Source organism: Pseudomonas sp. MF6396 (assembly GCF_002018915.1).
Taxonomy (GTDB): Bacteria; Pseudomonadota; Gammaproteobacteria; order Pseudomonadales; family Pseudomonadaceae; genus Aquipseudomonas; species Aquipseudomonas palmensis.
Genome location: NZ_MVOK01000018.1, coordinates 18,984 through 32,797, shown reverse-complemented (window position 1 = coordinate 32,797; position 13,814 = coordinate 18,984). Strand labels below are relative to the sequence as shown.

At 67.3% G+C, this 13,814-nt stretch carries 9 protein-coding genes; all 9 read right to left on the bottom strand.

Annotated features, from left to right (window positions below):
- Positions 1–66: 66 nt before the first annotated feature.
- On the bottom strand, positions 67–534 hold the full coding sequence (locus MF6396_RS18160) for a VOC family protein (protein WP_043860593.1): 468 nt from the start codon (positions 532–534) through the stop codon (positions 67–69).
- 164 nt (positions 535–698) lie between these two features.
- On the bottom strand, positions 699–2,315 hold the full coding sequence (locus MF6396_RS18155) for an NADP-dependent glyceraldehyde-3-phosphate dehydrogenase (protein WP_054914453.1): 1,617 nt from the start codon (positions 2,313–2,315) through the stop codon (positions 699–701).
- Positions 2,316–2,425: 110 nt separating this feature from the next.
- Entirely contained in the window at positions 2,426–6,826 is a 4,401-nt protein-coding gene (locus tag MF6396_RS18150; protein WP_078481206.1) for a leucine-rich repeat domain-containing protein, read from the bottom strand.
- A gap of 60 nt (positions 6,827–6,886) precedes the next feature.
- Positions 6,887–7,687, bottom strand: a complete 801-nt coding sequence (locus MF6396_RS18145; RefSeq protein ID WP_078481267.1) for a carbohydrate deacetylase — start codon at positions 7,685–7,687, stop codon at positions 6,887–6,889.
- Complete coding sequence (locus MF6396_RS18140; RefSeq protein ID WP_078481204.1) at positions 7,659–8,834, bottom strand: GNAT family N-acetyltransferase; 1,176 nt, start codon at positions 8,832–8,834, stop codon at positions 7,659–7,661. Before MF6396_RS18140 ends, MF6396_RS18145 begins: the two co-directional genes overlap by 29 nt.
- 4 nt (positions 8,835–8,838) lie before the next feature.
- On the bottom strand, positions 8,839–9,528 hold the full coding sequence (locus tag MF6396_RS18135) for a GNAT family N-acetyltransferase (RefSeq protein ID WP_043860598.1): 690 nt from the start codon (positions 9,526–9,528) through the stop codon (positions 8,839–8,841).
- A 45-nt stretch (positions 9,529–9,573) separates the two neighbouring features.
- The gene (locus MF6396_RS18130) at positions 9,574–11,502 is read right to left on the bottom strand and encodes a hypothetical protein (protein WP_078481203.1); all 1,929 of its coding nucleotides are present in this window, start codon (positions 11,500–11,502) and stop codon (positions 9,574–9,576) included.
- Positions 11,499–12,803, bottom strand: a complete 1,305-nt coding sequence (locus tag MF6396_RS18125) for an oligosaccharide flippase family protein (RefSeq protein WP_054914457.1) — start codon at positions 12,801–12,803, stop codon at positions 11,499–11,501. Before MF6396_RS18125 ends, MF6396_RS18130 begins: the two co-directional genes overlap by 4 nt.
- The gene (locus MF6396_RS18120) at positions 12,800–13,810 is read right to left on the bottom strand and encodes a polysaccharide deacetylase family protein (RefSeq protein WP_078481266.1); all 1,011 of its coding nucleotides are present in this window, start codon (positions 13,808–13,810) and stop codon (positions 12,800–12,802) included. Before MF6396_RS18120 ends, MF6396_RS18125 begins: the two co-directional genes overlap by 4 nt.
- Positions 13,811–13,814 lie beyond the last annotated feature (4 nt).

Below are 13,814 nucleotides of genomic sequence, written 5' to 3'. Positions count from 1 at the left end.
GCCTTCCTGTGCATGCCACCTTAATTCAAAGCCCTGCACGCGACCATCGCCGCGTGCAGGTGGCGTTCATTGCGGGCTGAACATTTTTGCCGCGCGGGCGCGGATTTCCTCGACCGACACGTCTTCGACGTGGGTGGCGACGAACCAGAGGTTGCCGAACGGGTCCTTGAGGGTGCCGCTGCGGTCGCCGTAGAACTGGTTCTGCACGGCGTTGACCTGGGTGGCGCCGGCCTTCAGCGCCTGGGCGAAGGTAGCGTCGACATCTTCGACGTACAGGTGCAGGCCGATGGCGCTGCCCTGCAGGGATTGGCTGCTGGTGAGCCCGCCGGCCTGGTCGCAGGGGTCGGCCAGCATCAGCGAGGAATCGCCGATTTTCAGCTCGGCATGGCCGATACGGCCATCGGGGGCGTCGAGGCGGAACATTTCGGTGGCGCCAAAGGCGGCCTTGTAGAAGTCGATGGCCCTGGCAGCGTCCTTGATGCCCAGGTAGGGGGTGATGCTGTGCTGACCGTCGGGGATGGGTTGGGTGGCCATTTTTTCCTCCATTGGTACGCAAAAAGTGTGTTGCCTACACGGGCCCTATCGCGGGTCAAGCCCGCTCCCACGTGTTCATCACTGCCTTTGTGGGAGCGGGCTTGACCCGCGATAGGTGCGCCGCGATCCAAGCCTATGCTTGTACCGTTTTGCCCACCACGCAATCAGAAGATGTAGTCAGTCGTCAGGAAACTCGACTCGCGGTTGCGGATGATCTGGCTGATCAACTGCTTGTTGGCCTCCTGGAACTTGGTGGCCACCAGGGTGCGGATCGAGAACACGCGCAATGCGTCATGCACCGACAAGGTGCCTTCGGCCGAGTTCTTGCGCCCGTTGAAGGGGTAGGTGTCCGGCCCGCGCTGGCACTGGGCGTTGAGGTTGATGCGCCCGACCTGGTTGGCGAAGGTGTCGACCAGCCGGCCCACGGTGGCCGAATCGGTGCCGAAAATGCTCAACTGCTGACCGAAATCCGAATCCAGCACGTAGTCGATCACTGTCTGCAGGTCGCGGTAGGGCACCACCGGGATCACCGGCCCGAACTGCTCTTCGTGGTACACGCGCATCTGTGGGTTCACCGGGTACAGCAGCGCCGGGTAGAAGAACGAACCGCGGCTCTGGCCGCCGCCCTGGTTGATCACCTTGGCACCGTGGGCTACTGCATCGGTTACCAGGCCGCCCAGGTAGTCGACCTTGCCTGCTTCGGGCAACGGGGTCAGGCTGACGCCCGGGTCCCATGGCATGCCGGGCTTGAGGTCGGCCAGCTTGCGCTGGAACTTGTCGAGAAAGGCGTCCACCACCTGCTCGTGCACGAACAGGATCTTCAGCGCCGTGCAGCGCTGGCCGTTGAACGAGAGGGCGCCGGTGACCGCCTCGTTGACCGCGTTGTCCAGGTCGACCTCGGGCAGCACGATGCCCGGGTTCTTGGCGTCCAGCCCCAGCGCGGCGCGCAGGCGGTGCGGGCGCGGGTGAAGCTTCTTCAGGTCGCTGGCGGCCTTGTTGGTGCCGATGAAGGCGAACACGTCGACCTTGCCGCTGGCCATCAGCGCGCTGACGGTCTCGCGGCCACGCCCGTAGATGACATTGATCACCCCGGCCGGGAAGCTGTCGCGAAACGCCTCCAGCAACGGGCGAATCAGCAGCACGCCGAACTTGGCCGGCTTGAACACCACGGTGTTGCCCATGATCAGCGCCGGGATCAAGGTGGTGAAGGTCTCGTTGAGCGGGTAGTTGTAGGGGCCCATGCACAGCGCCACGCCCAGGGGCGCGCGACGGATCTGGCCGAGGGTGTCCTGCTCCAGTTCGAAGCGACTGGAGCGCCGGTCGAGTTCCTTGAGGGCGCCGATGGTCTCGACGATGTAGTCGCAGGTGCGGTCGAACTCCTTCTCGGAGTCCTTGAGGTTCTTGCCGATCTCCCACATCAGCCACTTGACCACCACCGCGCGCTGCTCGCGCATGCGGGCCAGGAACGCCTCCACATGCTGGATGCGCTCGGCCACGCGCATGTTCGGCCACACGCCGCGGCCCTTGTCGTAGGCACGCACGGCGGCGTCCAGGGCGGTGAGGGCGGTATCGGCGTCCAGCAGCGGGGCGCTGCCGAGTATCACCTGCTGCTCACCGTCGTCGGTCTTGAGCCACACCGGGCTGCGCACCGTGGCCAGCGGGCCTTCCCAGCGGTGCAGCTGCCCATCCACCAGGTAGTCGCGCTGCTCGAGCGGGTCGCCCAGGCGATAGGCCTCGGGGATATCCGTGGCAGCGGGAAACAGCGAGTCCAGACGATCCATGACGCAATACCTCTTTTCCATGGTGAATGAAACGGTTCAGCCGAGCATAACGCCGGCCCCGGCACAAAAGCCAGCCTGGCCCGGGTGCGCTCCGGGCCGGCGCCCGCCTGTCAGTCGATGGTGCCTCGCGCCACTCCCTCGGTCAGGGTTCTGCGCAGGTCGACGAGGCGTTGTTCGTACACCTGCCGCAAGCGCTGCGCCTCCACCAGCAGTTCACCTTCGCTCAGCGTTTCGGCTGCCTGCTCCAGGCTGTCGTCCAGCGCTGCCCGCGAGGCGGCGAACTGTGCGGCGAAGCGTTCGCGCAAGTGGTGCTCCCATGCAGGGTAGACCGGTTCCTCTTCATGGTTCATGGCCAGTACTTCGTCCAGGCCGTGGGAGGTGGTCGGGTCGACCGCCAGCAGCAAGTTGCGCTGCTGTTCTATCCAGGCTTCGCCCGGCAGCGGCATCACATCGACCAGTGCGTCGATGATCACCGGCTCGTCGGCACGCGCCGCCTGGGCCAGGTCCAGGCCCGGCAGGCGGGTGATACGTTTGAGCGCCCACTGGTAGAGCGTCGCGTAGCTGTCTTCGGACATGTTGAAAGAAAGGCTCAGCACGCCGAAGCCGAGCTTTCTGAGACGCACGTGGTTGACGATGGTCGCCAGCAGGGTGCGCGAGCGGGTTGCCAGGTCCGGGATGGCCAGGGCCTGTGACACCTCGCCCAACTGTTCGAGGTCGAGCAGGGTGCCGCCTGTGCGGGCGAGAATCTGCTCACGCAGGGGCGCATTGGCGTCCATCCAGGTCAGCAGGCGCCACAGGCGGCGCCGGTAGGTCAGTGGGGCGACGATGTAGGGCGGGCTGTCGAACATGGCACGCAGGTCCCGGAAGAACCCCGACGGCAGGCTCTGCTGCAGTCGTTGCCAGCTGGCCCGCTGTTGTGGCGTGGCGTCGTCGAGCAGTTCGTTGTAATCGATCTCGGCCACCAGCAGGTCGATACGGTGGGTGGTGTAGTAGGCATCGGCCGCCTGCAGGGCAGCATCGCTCAGCGGATTGTGTTCCAGGCGCAGCGCCCGGGCCAGCGGAGGTGAGAGGATGGCGGTCGGTGGCAGCTCCTGCAGCTGGTTGCCGGACAGGTCCACCAGGTTCGGCGCGTCCAGCTGATCGAGCCCTGCCGGATAGGTCGCCAGGCTGCAGTTGTACAGGTCCACGCCCTGCAGCCGGTTCAGGCGGGCGAAGTCGGGCGGGGTGGCCAGCGGGTTGTTCGCCAGGCTCAGGTCGCGCAACTGCGGGTAACCTTCGAGGGCGTGCTGCAGGTGCTCGTCCCAGACCAGGCGGTTGTTGGCCAGGTCCAGCACGCTGAGCCGATCACCCAGCCCGGTGGGCAGGCTGGTGAGTTCGCAGCCGTTCAGGCTGACGCGCTGCAGCTGGGTGAAGTGGCGCAGGAAGGCGTCAGGCAGCCGGGTCAGGGAGTTCTGCTCCAGCGACAGCTCATTCACGTGATCGAAGTTGGACTCCAGCACAGGGAAGCTTTCCAGGTCACCGTCGGTCAGGTCTAGAAAGTCCAGGTTCAGTTGAATGATGGCTTCGCCGTCGGCGACCTCGCGCACCGACAGGCGCTGCCAGGCGGCGATGATTTCTTCCCGCGCTGATTGCCGGGCTGTACTGGGCAGGGCCCACAGGGTCAACGCGCTTTTCAGGCGTTGCAGGGTTTGTTCGAGCGTGCGCAAGCGCGCCTGTGCAGGAATCTCGCTGGCCTCCCAGGCCGCCAGTGTGGCACGCGCCTCTTCGCCGCTGGCATGCGGGTAGAGCGTGCGGTAGCGGGCCTCCTGTGAGGAGCTGGCAGGCGACACCGGCGGGTAGCCGGGGCGGTCACTGCCGCCCAGCAGGCGTGCTTCGCTGGCCCAGCCGCGGACCTCGCCGGACCACAGCCAGGTGGCAAGTTCGCCGCGGGGGCGTTCGAGCATCGACAGCACGCGTTGCTGCAGCGCCGCCCTGGTGTCCAGGCCCAGCACCTGGCGATAGCGGGGAGCGATGCTGTCATGCAGGGCCGCGAACAGGTCGTCGCCGGGCGCGTGCAGCGGGAGGTCGTCCTTGAAGGTCTGGTAGCCTTCTGCACCGTGCACCAGAACCCTGCGCTGCGCCTGGGTGGCACGACCCACGCGCTGCAGCAGGGGGCCGCGCGGGCCACCCGTGCGTGCTTCCAGCACCACCGAGGTGTCCCAGCCGGGGGCGTGCTCCAGGCACAACAGCGCCAGGCGCGTGCTTTGCGGCGTTGCCAGGGTTGGCCAGTACAGGCCTTCGGTCGCGCGTACCAGGGGAACACGGGCGGCCAGCGTGGCGGCCTCTTCCAGCAATTTGGTGGGGATGGCTGCCGGTGGCACCCAGCGTGCCAGCCGGGCCGGGCCGACTGTGTCCAGCAGGCTGCGGGCCAGCACCGGGCTCAACCCGGGCAAGCGTGCGCACAGGGCCGTGATGTGCGGCTGCGGGGGCACCAGGGCCAGGTAACGCTGCTCGAACAGGGCCTTGCCGACGCTGCCCGGGACGTTTTCGGCGCGCAGTTGCCGGACGATCCTGAGCCGTTGCAGCGTATCGGCCAGCAAGGGTGGCAGGCCCAGATTGGCGGCGTGCAACCGACGCAGCGCGTCTTCGCGGGTGCCGCTGACCTGGCAGGCCTGTTCGAGTTCTGCATCGCTCAGGCCTTGCGCAAGCGGGCCCAGACGGCGCAGCAGGGTGGCCCGCGACCAGCTCAGCGGCTGTTCATGCACGCTGCGCCAGGCACCCTGGCCGTTGTGCTCCAGCGCGGGGCGATAGGCGTCTTCACGCTCGGGGTGGCGCAGTTGCCATTGCTGCTGGTGCGCATCGAACTGCTGCTCGTACAGGTCGGCGCCGAGCCTGATGTAGTGCCGGTTCGCGTGCCGGTACTGGCCCTGGTCGTTGGCTGTCACCTCGGCGGGCAGCGGCGTGTCCAGTCGGTAGGGTGCCAGGTCGGGCAGGTACAGGCGCCTACTGCCATCGGGCAGTGGCACTTCGATCAACGCATCGACCAGCGCTGGTGCTGCCTTGATCGCCAGCACCGAACCGGCCAGCATGCCGGCAGTGATCGCCACCGACTGCAGGTGCGCCATGGCGCCCTCGACGTCGCCGTCCTGCCAGTCCTCCACGCCTTCATACACCTCCTTGATCAGCTGTACCGCAGTGACCGCCAGCATGACCGGGCCCAACGCGGGAACGAACATCGCCGCGGCATTGAGCACGTTCAGCGCGCGTGTCTCCCATTGTTCCAGGCGGGCCTTGCGCGCTTTCTCGTCGGCTTCAGCGGTGGGCACCATGAGTACCCGTGCTTCATCCTTCAGGCGTTGCAGGTGGCGGTCCTGCAGCACGCCGAACAGCTCGCCGGCAACCGGGGCAAGGCTCAGGTACAGGCTGTCCTGCTCCTGCGAGTGCCACGGTCCGTCCTTGTCGACCACCTGCCGGGCCAGGTTGTGTCCGAGCACATCGAACAGGTGTTGCTGCTGTTGCAGCGGTACGTAGCGCTGAAACAGTCTGCGAAACCCGGGGTGGTTGAGGCGCCCTTTGAGGTAGCGCTCCAGCGCCGGCATCGACGCATGCTCGGTGAGGGCATCGTCCGGGTCGCCGGGCAGGTACAGCAGCAGGCTGTCTGCCTGCTGCTCAGATGCCAGGGCAAACAGCAGGATGTCGTGCAACGGTACGCCGCTCATGCTCAGCAGGCTCGCCTGCACTGGCGGGGCCTCGGCGCCTGCTGCGGCGGGCGCGTCCAGCAGCGCCAGCAACCGGCGGCAGGCGGTTGGCCCGATGCGCTGGCGCGCTTTCGCCACGGTGACCCCCAGGCGTAGCAACTGGCGATTGGCATCGATCGAGTCGCGACGCACCCTGTCTTGCGTGGCAGGTGTTTCGAACACTGCCTGCAGGTGCTGCTGGTAGCGGGCGCCCAGGTCCAGTTCGCGGCACAGGCGGGCGAACACGGCCGGTGACAGGCGATGGCGGGGATAGCGGTAGGCAAGGCCGGCGTCGGTCAGGTCGAGGTGGAAATGGCCTTGCAGGGTGATCGCACTCTTGCCGAGGAAGGTCACGTCGTCACCGAAGTTTTGCAGCGCTGCCTGCAGCAGGCTCTGCTTCTGGTAGGTGGTACGTGTGGCGAGCTGCCAGAGGTCGGCCTCTTCGTGAAACTGCACCAGGTCGGTGGTGTGCAGGTTCAGGGTTTCGCCAAGTTCGGCGTCAAGGCGCGCCTGCAGCAGCGGCTCGGCAAATGCCAGCAACCCCTGGAAGGCCTTGAGGGTGCCTGCCAGTGTCTGGCTGGCCCGCCGATAGCGACGCCTGGCTGCACGCACGGCGTCACGCTGATCGGGCAGGCCGTTGGCCAGCCAGTCCGGTTCGGCATCGGGGATGACATGGGTCAGGGCCAGATGGCGCCGAAGGTCTTCGGCGTCCTGGGCGCTGGTGTGTTTCAGCCAGGTGGGCAGGCGCTGGACGATGAACGGTGAGTGGGGAATGCGTGAAGGGGAGGTAGGCATGGTCGTGCTCCAGTCCGTGGACCGACAGCACAACCGATCAGCCGGGCGAAGCGGTGGTAGTTATCTGTTGGAGGCAGTGCCCAGGGTGCTCTGGCGCGCCTCGCGCAGCGACGCGTAGCCGACCCTGGGCACGCCCGCCAGGCGCTGGTCGAGCAAGGCCTGCAAGGACTCGCCACTGCCCAGGTAGGCATCGCCGAAGTCGTGGCTGCCCAGGGCACTGGGGTGCGCCACCACTTCGAGCACGCCATGGCGTGGGGCCAGACCGTCACGCAGGTCGACGGGGGTACACACATGGTCGGCGGTCAGCCTGGCCAACTGGCGCAGGCGCTGGTTGAGCAACGTCTTGAACAGGCGTTTTGCCGGGCCGATGTTGTGCCCCACGTTGCGGGCCAGGCGTATCGGCACCCCTTCGCGGGCGGCGAAGCGGGCGACGATTTCGCCGATGGGCCACAGGTTGTGCACGTGCTGGTGGGAGTCCAGGTGGCTGGGGGTCAGCCCATGGTCCAGGCAGCGCTGCCATTGCGCGGCCAGTTCCTCGTGCACCGCCTGGCGGGCCGCGCGCCCCAGCCACAGGCGCTTGCGCGACAGGCCCAGGTCGAACTCGCCCTCGGCATTGCAGAACTGCGCCAGCGCGCGGATCGGCTCGCTCAGCGGGCGCCCGTAGGTCAGGTTGAAATGCAGGCCCACGCGCCCGCGCAGGGCCGGTTGCTGGGCCAGCGCGCAGGCGGCCTTGAATGCCGGCATGCTGGCCATGGCGGTGGCAGAGCTGATCAGGCCGCACTGGAACGCGCGCAGAATCACCGCGTTGGTGTGTTCGTTGAGGCCAAAATCGTCAGCGTTGACTATGACTTGGGACGGCATCCGGGCGCTCCTGTGCTGTGGGTGTGGCAGTGGGGGAAGTGGCAGGTGCCGGCACGGGCTGCTGTTGGCGGCGTTTGAGCCAGGGCTTGATGCGTTGCCACAGGCGCAGCGCCATGCCCAGGCACAGGCCCGACGGGCGCCAGCTGTAGAAACTGTGGCGCAGGTGCTCGACCTGGCCGGTCATGCGCTCATGCAGCTGGTGGCTGGAGTTCTCCAGGCTCACCCTTGAAGCGTCGATCCACGTCCAGCCTTCGTCCAGCCCCCAGTCGATCCATTCCTGCAGCAGCACCCGGCCGCTGCCAAGGTCGGCATACTGCGGCACGAAGGCGAGGTTGTAGTCGTACAGGCGGCCCCGTTCGAGCAGGCCCAGGCGGTAGCTGATGCAGCGCCCGTCCAGTTCCAGCACCACCAGGCGCAGACGGCCATCGGCCGCCAGCGCGGTGAAGGCCTGGAACATCCATTGGCGCTGTGCGGGCACCGAGAAGATGCCGACCCCGTCGTCGCCTTTCCAGCTCACGGCCTCGACCGCGCTGACGGCTTCCAGCCAGGAAGCTGCGTTGGCGGTATCGGGGGTTACTCGGCGCACCTGTGCCCCGCAGGCGGCGATGCGCTTGCGCGCGCGGCGCAACTTGTAGCGCGGGTCGCCACTGACTTCCTGGCGGTCGGCCTCGCTTATCTGGTGCACCGGCGCACGGCAGGCGGTGCGCTGTTCGTGGGTGGAACTGCGGCGTGCCCACTGCTGCAGCCAGGGCGAATCGCCCGTTACCTCGTTGAGTTGCAGCAGGGCATGGGGCAGGCGCGTGCGAATGGCTGCCAGTACCTGGCCGGCGGCACTGGTCGGCAGGTCGATGAGCAGGCCGATGCGGTCGCTCATGGGGTAGCCCAGGTGGTGCACCACGGCAAAGTCCAGCGGCCCGTGGCGCTCAAGGGTGCGGACCAACGGCAGGCACAGCACCAGGCGTCCTTGTGCGTGCCCCAGCAGTACCTGCAGGTGCTGGCTGGCCGGCAAGGCAGCCTCGGCGGCGCGCAGCCAGGCCAGGCTGTTGAAGGGGGTGGCAGCGGGCAGCCGCTCGCGCAACTGCTCGTAGGCGTCGGCGGGGAAGTCGTCGGCACGCAACGAGGCGTGCCAGGTAAAGGTCAGGGTCATCGGTTCAGGACACCGTGGCAGTAGTGCTGCGCGGCGCCGGTTTGCGCAAGGCATCCAGGCGCGAGCCGCTGTAGCGCGTTTCGCGGAAGAATTTCCAGCGACCGAACAGGCAGTACACGTGCATCACACGGCCCTGCTCGACGTAGCCCATGCGCAGGTGCAGCTTGAGCGCCGGAATGTTGTGGGTCTCGCACACGTCGACCACCTTGTCGCAGCCCTGTTCGGCCATGGCGCGCCACAGGGCCAGTTGCAGGTCGACCGACAGCGACGTACCCCAGTACTGGCGCGCCAGTTCACCGCCGAACTCGAAGAACTCGCCCGGCTCGACCGGGAACCAGCAGCCATAGTAATGACGGTCGTGGTAGTGACGCGGGCTGCCCCAGATGAACGCCACCACGTGGCTGTCTTCGTCCAGGAACATCAGCCCGGTATGCCCTTCGGCGGCCAGTTCACGCATGGTTTCGACACGGTCGCCGAAGTGCTTGGCAAAGCCTTGCACGTTGTGCACCGTGATGCGCTCCACGCGTAGTGGCGCATAGGGCTTGAGGGTATGCGGCGGCACCGGGCTGACCAGGTCGCGCTCCATCCACAGCAGCTCCCAGTGAAAGAACACGTAGCGCTTGTACGCGCTGCGAAGGGTGGCGCGCAGGCCTTTCTGGTGTACGCGCTGGCTGAACTTGCTGACGATATTCATGGTGGCTCCCGTATCCGGCAGGGGAAGAGATCTTCGGCACTGTGTTCATGAGGCGCTCCATCGCAGGGCAAACAGGGTCTGCCCGGGCAGTTCGAAACGTACCTGGCCGTGCTGGCAATCCAGTGCCGCGGCGCGCGGCTGGTTGTCCGGCCCGAACAGGGTGAGCGTGGCAGCGGCCTGCGGGCATCGGCTGGCCGGGGTGGCGAAGCTGACGTGTTGCAGGCGTTCGCCCTTGTTGACGCCCAGCAGGCTGCGCTGTGCGCCGCGTGCCATGGCCAGTGCATCGACCTCGAAGGCGTCGTTGTCCAGGTGCAGCACCTGGTCGAGCCAGTGCTGGGCGATGAACTGCTGGGCCAGGCCCACCGGCTTGAGCTCGAAGCGGTTGTTGCCCAGCACCTTGACCATGCCTTTGGGCCACTCGGGCTCGTCGGCGATGTGGAACCAGTTGAGCATGTCCAGCAGGCCGTCCTGGGACGCATTGATGACCACCGAGGCCCACCATACGCCGGCATAGTGGGTGTTCTGCTCGTACAGGCTCAGGGTCGAGCCACTGGACAGGTTGGTCTGGTCGAGCAGCAGCGCCTTGCGCGGGCGACCGTTGGCGTCCAGCCCCACCAGTTCGGCGGCGCGGCGTACCGAGTCGCGGTAGGTGCGGGTGGCGAGCAGGTCGCGGACCATCCACTCGTGCCAGGCCATGGCGTCGATCTGCGGTTCGAATTCCTTGAGCAGGCGCCGTGCCCAGTCCAGGCCGACGCGCTGCGCCGCATCGCCGCGCAACGGGCCGTTGACCAGCCGCGAGCTGGCCGGCATGGCGATGCGCACGCCGGCTTCATGGGCGCCGGGGTAGGCGCGCACACGCTGGGCCATGGCCGCGAAGAAGGTGCGGTAGGTGGCGTAGTCGGCGTAGTTGAGGTTGGGTTCGTCGGCAAAGGCGATGTAATGCAGGCCCTTGCCGCCCAGGGCGACGCTGGTGGCCAGCCAGTCGTCCAGCGCGCCATCGTTGGCGCGGCTGCGCATCAGGTCGGACTTGCGCCCGGTGGCGGCCATCAGGGTGATGTCGTGGTGAATGCCGAAGCGTTCCTGGTACAGCTGGCGAAACGGCAGTTCGTAGCGCGGCTTGCGTGCCAGCACGTCGGCAAAGGTGTAGTAGCCGGCGGCCTGCAGTTGCAGCGCATCGATCACCGCATGGCTGGACGGTGGCGGCATCACGTAGGGCAGGTTGTTGCCCAGCCTGGGCGTGGGGCCCAGTACCTTGGCACTGCTGCGCAGGCTTACCTGGCCGTCGCGGTGCACCAGTGGGGCGAGGTCCTGGGGGCGCAGGGCGAACAGGTTGGCGCTGCCGTCCAGCCAGAAGGCCACCTTGCCGGTGCCTTCGAAGTTCAGGCGCCATGTCTGGTCCTGGGCGCTTGCGGGCAGGTTCACCTGATCGAACTGCCAGTAGGCCCGGTGTTCGAGCAGCGCCAGCCTGAGGCGCTTGCCATCGTAAACACGCTCCAGGGTCAGGTTGCGCACGCCGTCGTGATACTTGCCGGCAAGCACTGCCGTTTCACCGGCTTTGACGCGAAAGTACAGGGTGGTGGCGCGGTCTAGTTCGAGGCTGAAGTGCACCTTGGCGGGGGCGAACTGGGCGCTGGTGGTGTCGTCGTATTCGAGGCGGTAGCGCCTGAAACTGTAGCCGGGGATGGCCACCTGGTAGGTGCCGGTGCCGGCGGTGAGTGGCCAGCTCAGCTGGCCGCGGCCTTCATGGGGGGCAATGATGCGTTGCGCATCGAGCTTGCCGGTGGCGTCGAGCAGGTACACCTGTTCCTGGTTGGCATCGGCCTGCCAGGCCGGCACCCAGCTCAGTTGCAGCGGGGCGCTGCGCTGCGGCGCCAGGTACAGGCTGCCGTCGCGAATGTCCGGCCAGCGCAGGGTGGCGGCGTGGGCAGTGGCGGCCAGCAGCAGGCCGGGTAACAACATCCATGTACGTTTCATACCGTTCTCCGTTGCAGCATCTGGCGCAAAGGCAACAGATCGCTAGGCAACACAAACAAGGTCCGCAGCAACGGTACGCCGCTCAGCCTGCAGTACAGCACGAGCATGGCCACCGTCACCCCAAGGTAGGCGATGGAGGAGGCCAGGGCCGCACCCGCGATGCCAAAACGGGGAATCAGGACCACGTTGAGAATCAGGTTTGCCGCCGCGCCCACCCCCATCATCAGCGAGACCGCGCCGGGGCGATTCTTGCCCAGCAGGTCCAGGCGCAGGATGCTTGCGTAGCACAGGCCGAACAAGCCGGGAAGCAGTGCCAGCAGGGCCGGGTAGGCCGGCTGGTAGGCCGCGCCGAACAGGGTGACGATCAGCCATTCGCCCACCAGGGCCATGCTCAGGCAGGCCCCCAGCATCACGGTGGCAGTCAGGCGCAGGGCCAGCGGGGTGAGCTTGTCCATGCCGGCATCCTGCTGCAGCAGGCGCTTCATCAGCGGGGTGGTGACGGCCTCGGGGATGATCAGCAGCAGTTCGGCGGCGGCGCTGGCCATGGCGTAGTGCCCCAGGGCGGCGCTGCCCAGGAAGGCACTGATGAACAGGTAGTCCGAGCGCAGGATGACCTGCTGGAACAGCACGTCCGGGTGGCTGCGCGCACTGTAGGCCAGCAGCTCGCGCTGCCCGCCGCGGTTCCAGCACAGCGTGATGTCGTGCTGGCGGCCCAGCCACACCAGGCCCAGCAGCGCGACCAGCCCCAAGCCCAGCAGCCAACTGATCAGCGCGGCCTCCAGCGCGGCGTGCTGCCACATCCAGAACATGCCCACGAACAGCAGCAGCGGCACCAGCGATTCGGTCAGGCGCAGTGCGTTGAATGCGCCCACCCCGCCGGTGGCGTTGTGCAGGGTGAGCAGGCCGCTCTTGAGCACCGTCAGCGGCACCGCCAGCAGCAACAGCCAGGCCAGCAGGCCCAGTTGCAGGGTCACTTCCAGTTCAGTGCCGAATTCGCGCATCAGCGCCACGCAGATCAGGGTCAGCACCCCGGCCAGCAGGCACCCGTAGATCAGCACCTGGCTCAGCAGCAGGCCCATCGAGCGTTGCTGCGCCGCCTGATAGCCCACCGCGGTGTTCAGCCCGCCGCTGGTGGCGGCACTGATCAGGTCGGGCAGGGTGCTGAGCAGGGCGAACAGGCCGCGCTCGCTGGGCCCCAGGATGCGCGCCAGCAGCACGTTGCGCGCCAGGCGCAGGGCGATCATCGCCAGGCGTGTGCCCATGCTCAGCAGCAGGTGGCGCAGGTAGTTGCCTCGACTCATGAGCGGCCTCCGCGGCTGATGCGCCAGGCCAGCAGCGAGGGGCGGCTGGCGTTGCGCTGGCTCACGCCGATGCGCGGCAACGCCAGTGGGTCGTCATGACCCTGGCAGATCCCGGCGCGGGTGCTCAGGGCGAAGGGGTAGCGATGGGCGGCCAGGCGCGCGCGTACCCGGGCGTCATGGTCGCCGTTGGGGTAGCAGTACACCGGCAGCGGCTGCTGGCAGCCTTGCTGCAAGGCGTGGTGGCTGCGGCTGAGTTCTTCATCCAGGCGCTGGTTGTCCAGCCCCGGCAGCAGCGCGTGACTGGCCCCGTGCGGGCCGAAGCTGATCAGCCCGGAGCCTTCCAGTTCGCGTACCTGCTGCCAGTCCAGGGCCTGGGGCAGGGATTCGGCCGGGCAGGCGTCTGTCAGTTGATGCAGGGCGGCCGGGCTCAGGGTCTTGAGGCTTTGCAGGTAGCCGGCCAGCGGCTGGCTGCGGGCGTTGGGCCGCTGGTTCATGAAGTAGGCAGCCGGCAGCGGCCGGCCGATCTTGCGCAACGCTTCGATCAGGGTGTGGCGCGGGCCTTCGCCATGGCTGCCCCACAGGGTTTCGCCCAGGCTCTCCCACCAGAAGCGCTGGCGGCTGCCGATGTAGTCGGTGGACAGGAAGATGCTGGCCGGTACCTGGTACTGCTGCAGCAACGGGAACGCATTGAGCGCGTTGTCGCGCCAGCCGTCGTCGAAGGTCAGGGCAACCTTGGGGCGGCTGTCGCCCCTGGGCTGCTGATGGTCCTTGAGCAGGTCCATCAGGTGCACGCAATCGAAGTGCTGGCGCAGCCAGCGCAGCAGGCGCTCGAAGGCCTGCGGGCCCACGCACAGTTCGTTGCGATGGGGCAGGGCCGCGCTGGCGTCGTCGGCCAGCACCCGGTGCAGCATCAGGATGACCCCGGCGCCGCGCAGCTGGCTGCGGCCCTTCGGGGAGTGCAGGTACAACCAACCGCTGGCGCGCTTGAGACTGGTCTTGATCGGCATGAAG

Coding starts and splice junctions, on each gene's coding strand:
- MF6396_RS18120 (WP_078481266.1), bottom strand. CDS start 13,810: ATGCCGATCAAGACCAGTCTCAAGCGCGCCAGCGGTTGGTTGTACCTG.
- MF6396_RS18145 (WP_078481267.1), bottom strand. CDS start 7,687: ATGCCGTCCCAAGTCATAGTCAACGCTGACGATTTTGGCCTCAACGAA.
- MF6396_RS18160 (WP_043860593.1), bottom strand. CDS start 534: ATGGCCACCCAACCCATCCCCGACGGTCAGCACAGCATCACCCCCTAC.
- MF6396_RS18150 (WP_078481206.1), bottom strand. CDS start 6,826: ATGCCTACCTCCCCTTCACGCATTCCCCACTCACCGTTCATCGTCCAG.
- MF6396_RS18140 (WP_078481204.1), bottom strand. CDS start 8,834: ATGACCCTGACCTTTACCTGGCACGCCTCGTTGCGTGCCGACGACTTC.
- MF6396_RS18155 (WP_054914453.1), bottom strand. CDS start 2,315: ATGGATCGTCTGGACTCGCTGTTTCCCGCTGCCACGGATATCCCCGAG.
- MF6396_RS18125 (WP_054914457.1), bottom strand. CDS start 12,803: ATGAGTCGAGGCAACTACCTGCGCCACCTGCTGCTGAGCATGGGCACA.
- MF6396_RS18135 (WP_043860598.1), bottom strand. CDS start 9,528: ATGAATATCGTCAGCAAGTTCAGCCAGCGCGTACACCAGAAAGGCCTG.
- MF6396_RS18130 (WP_078481203.1), bottom strand. CDS start 11,502: ATGAAACGTACATGGATGTTGTTACCCGGCCTGCTGCTGGCCGCCACT.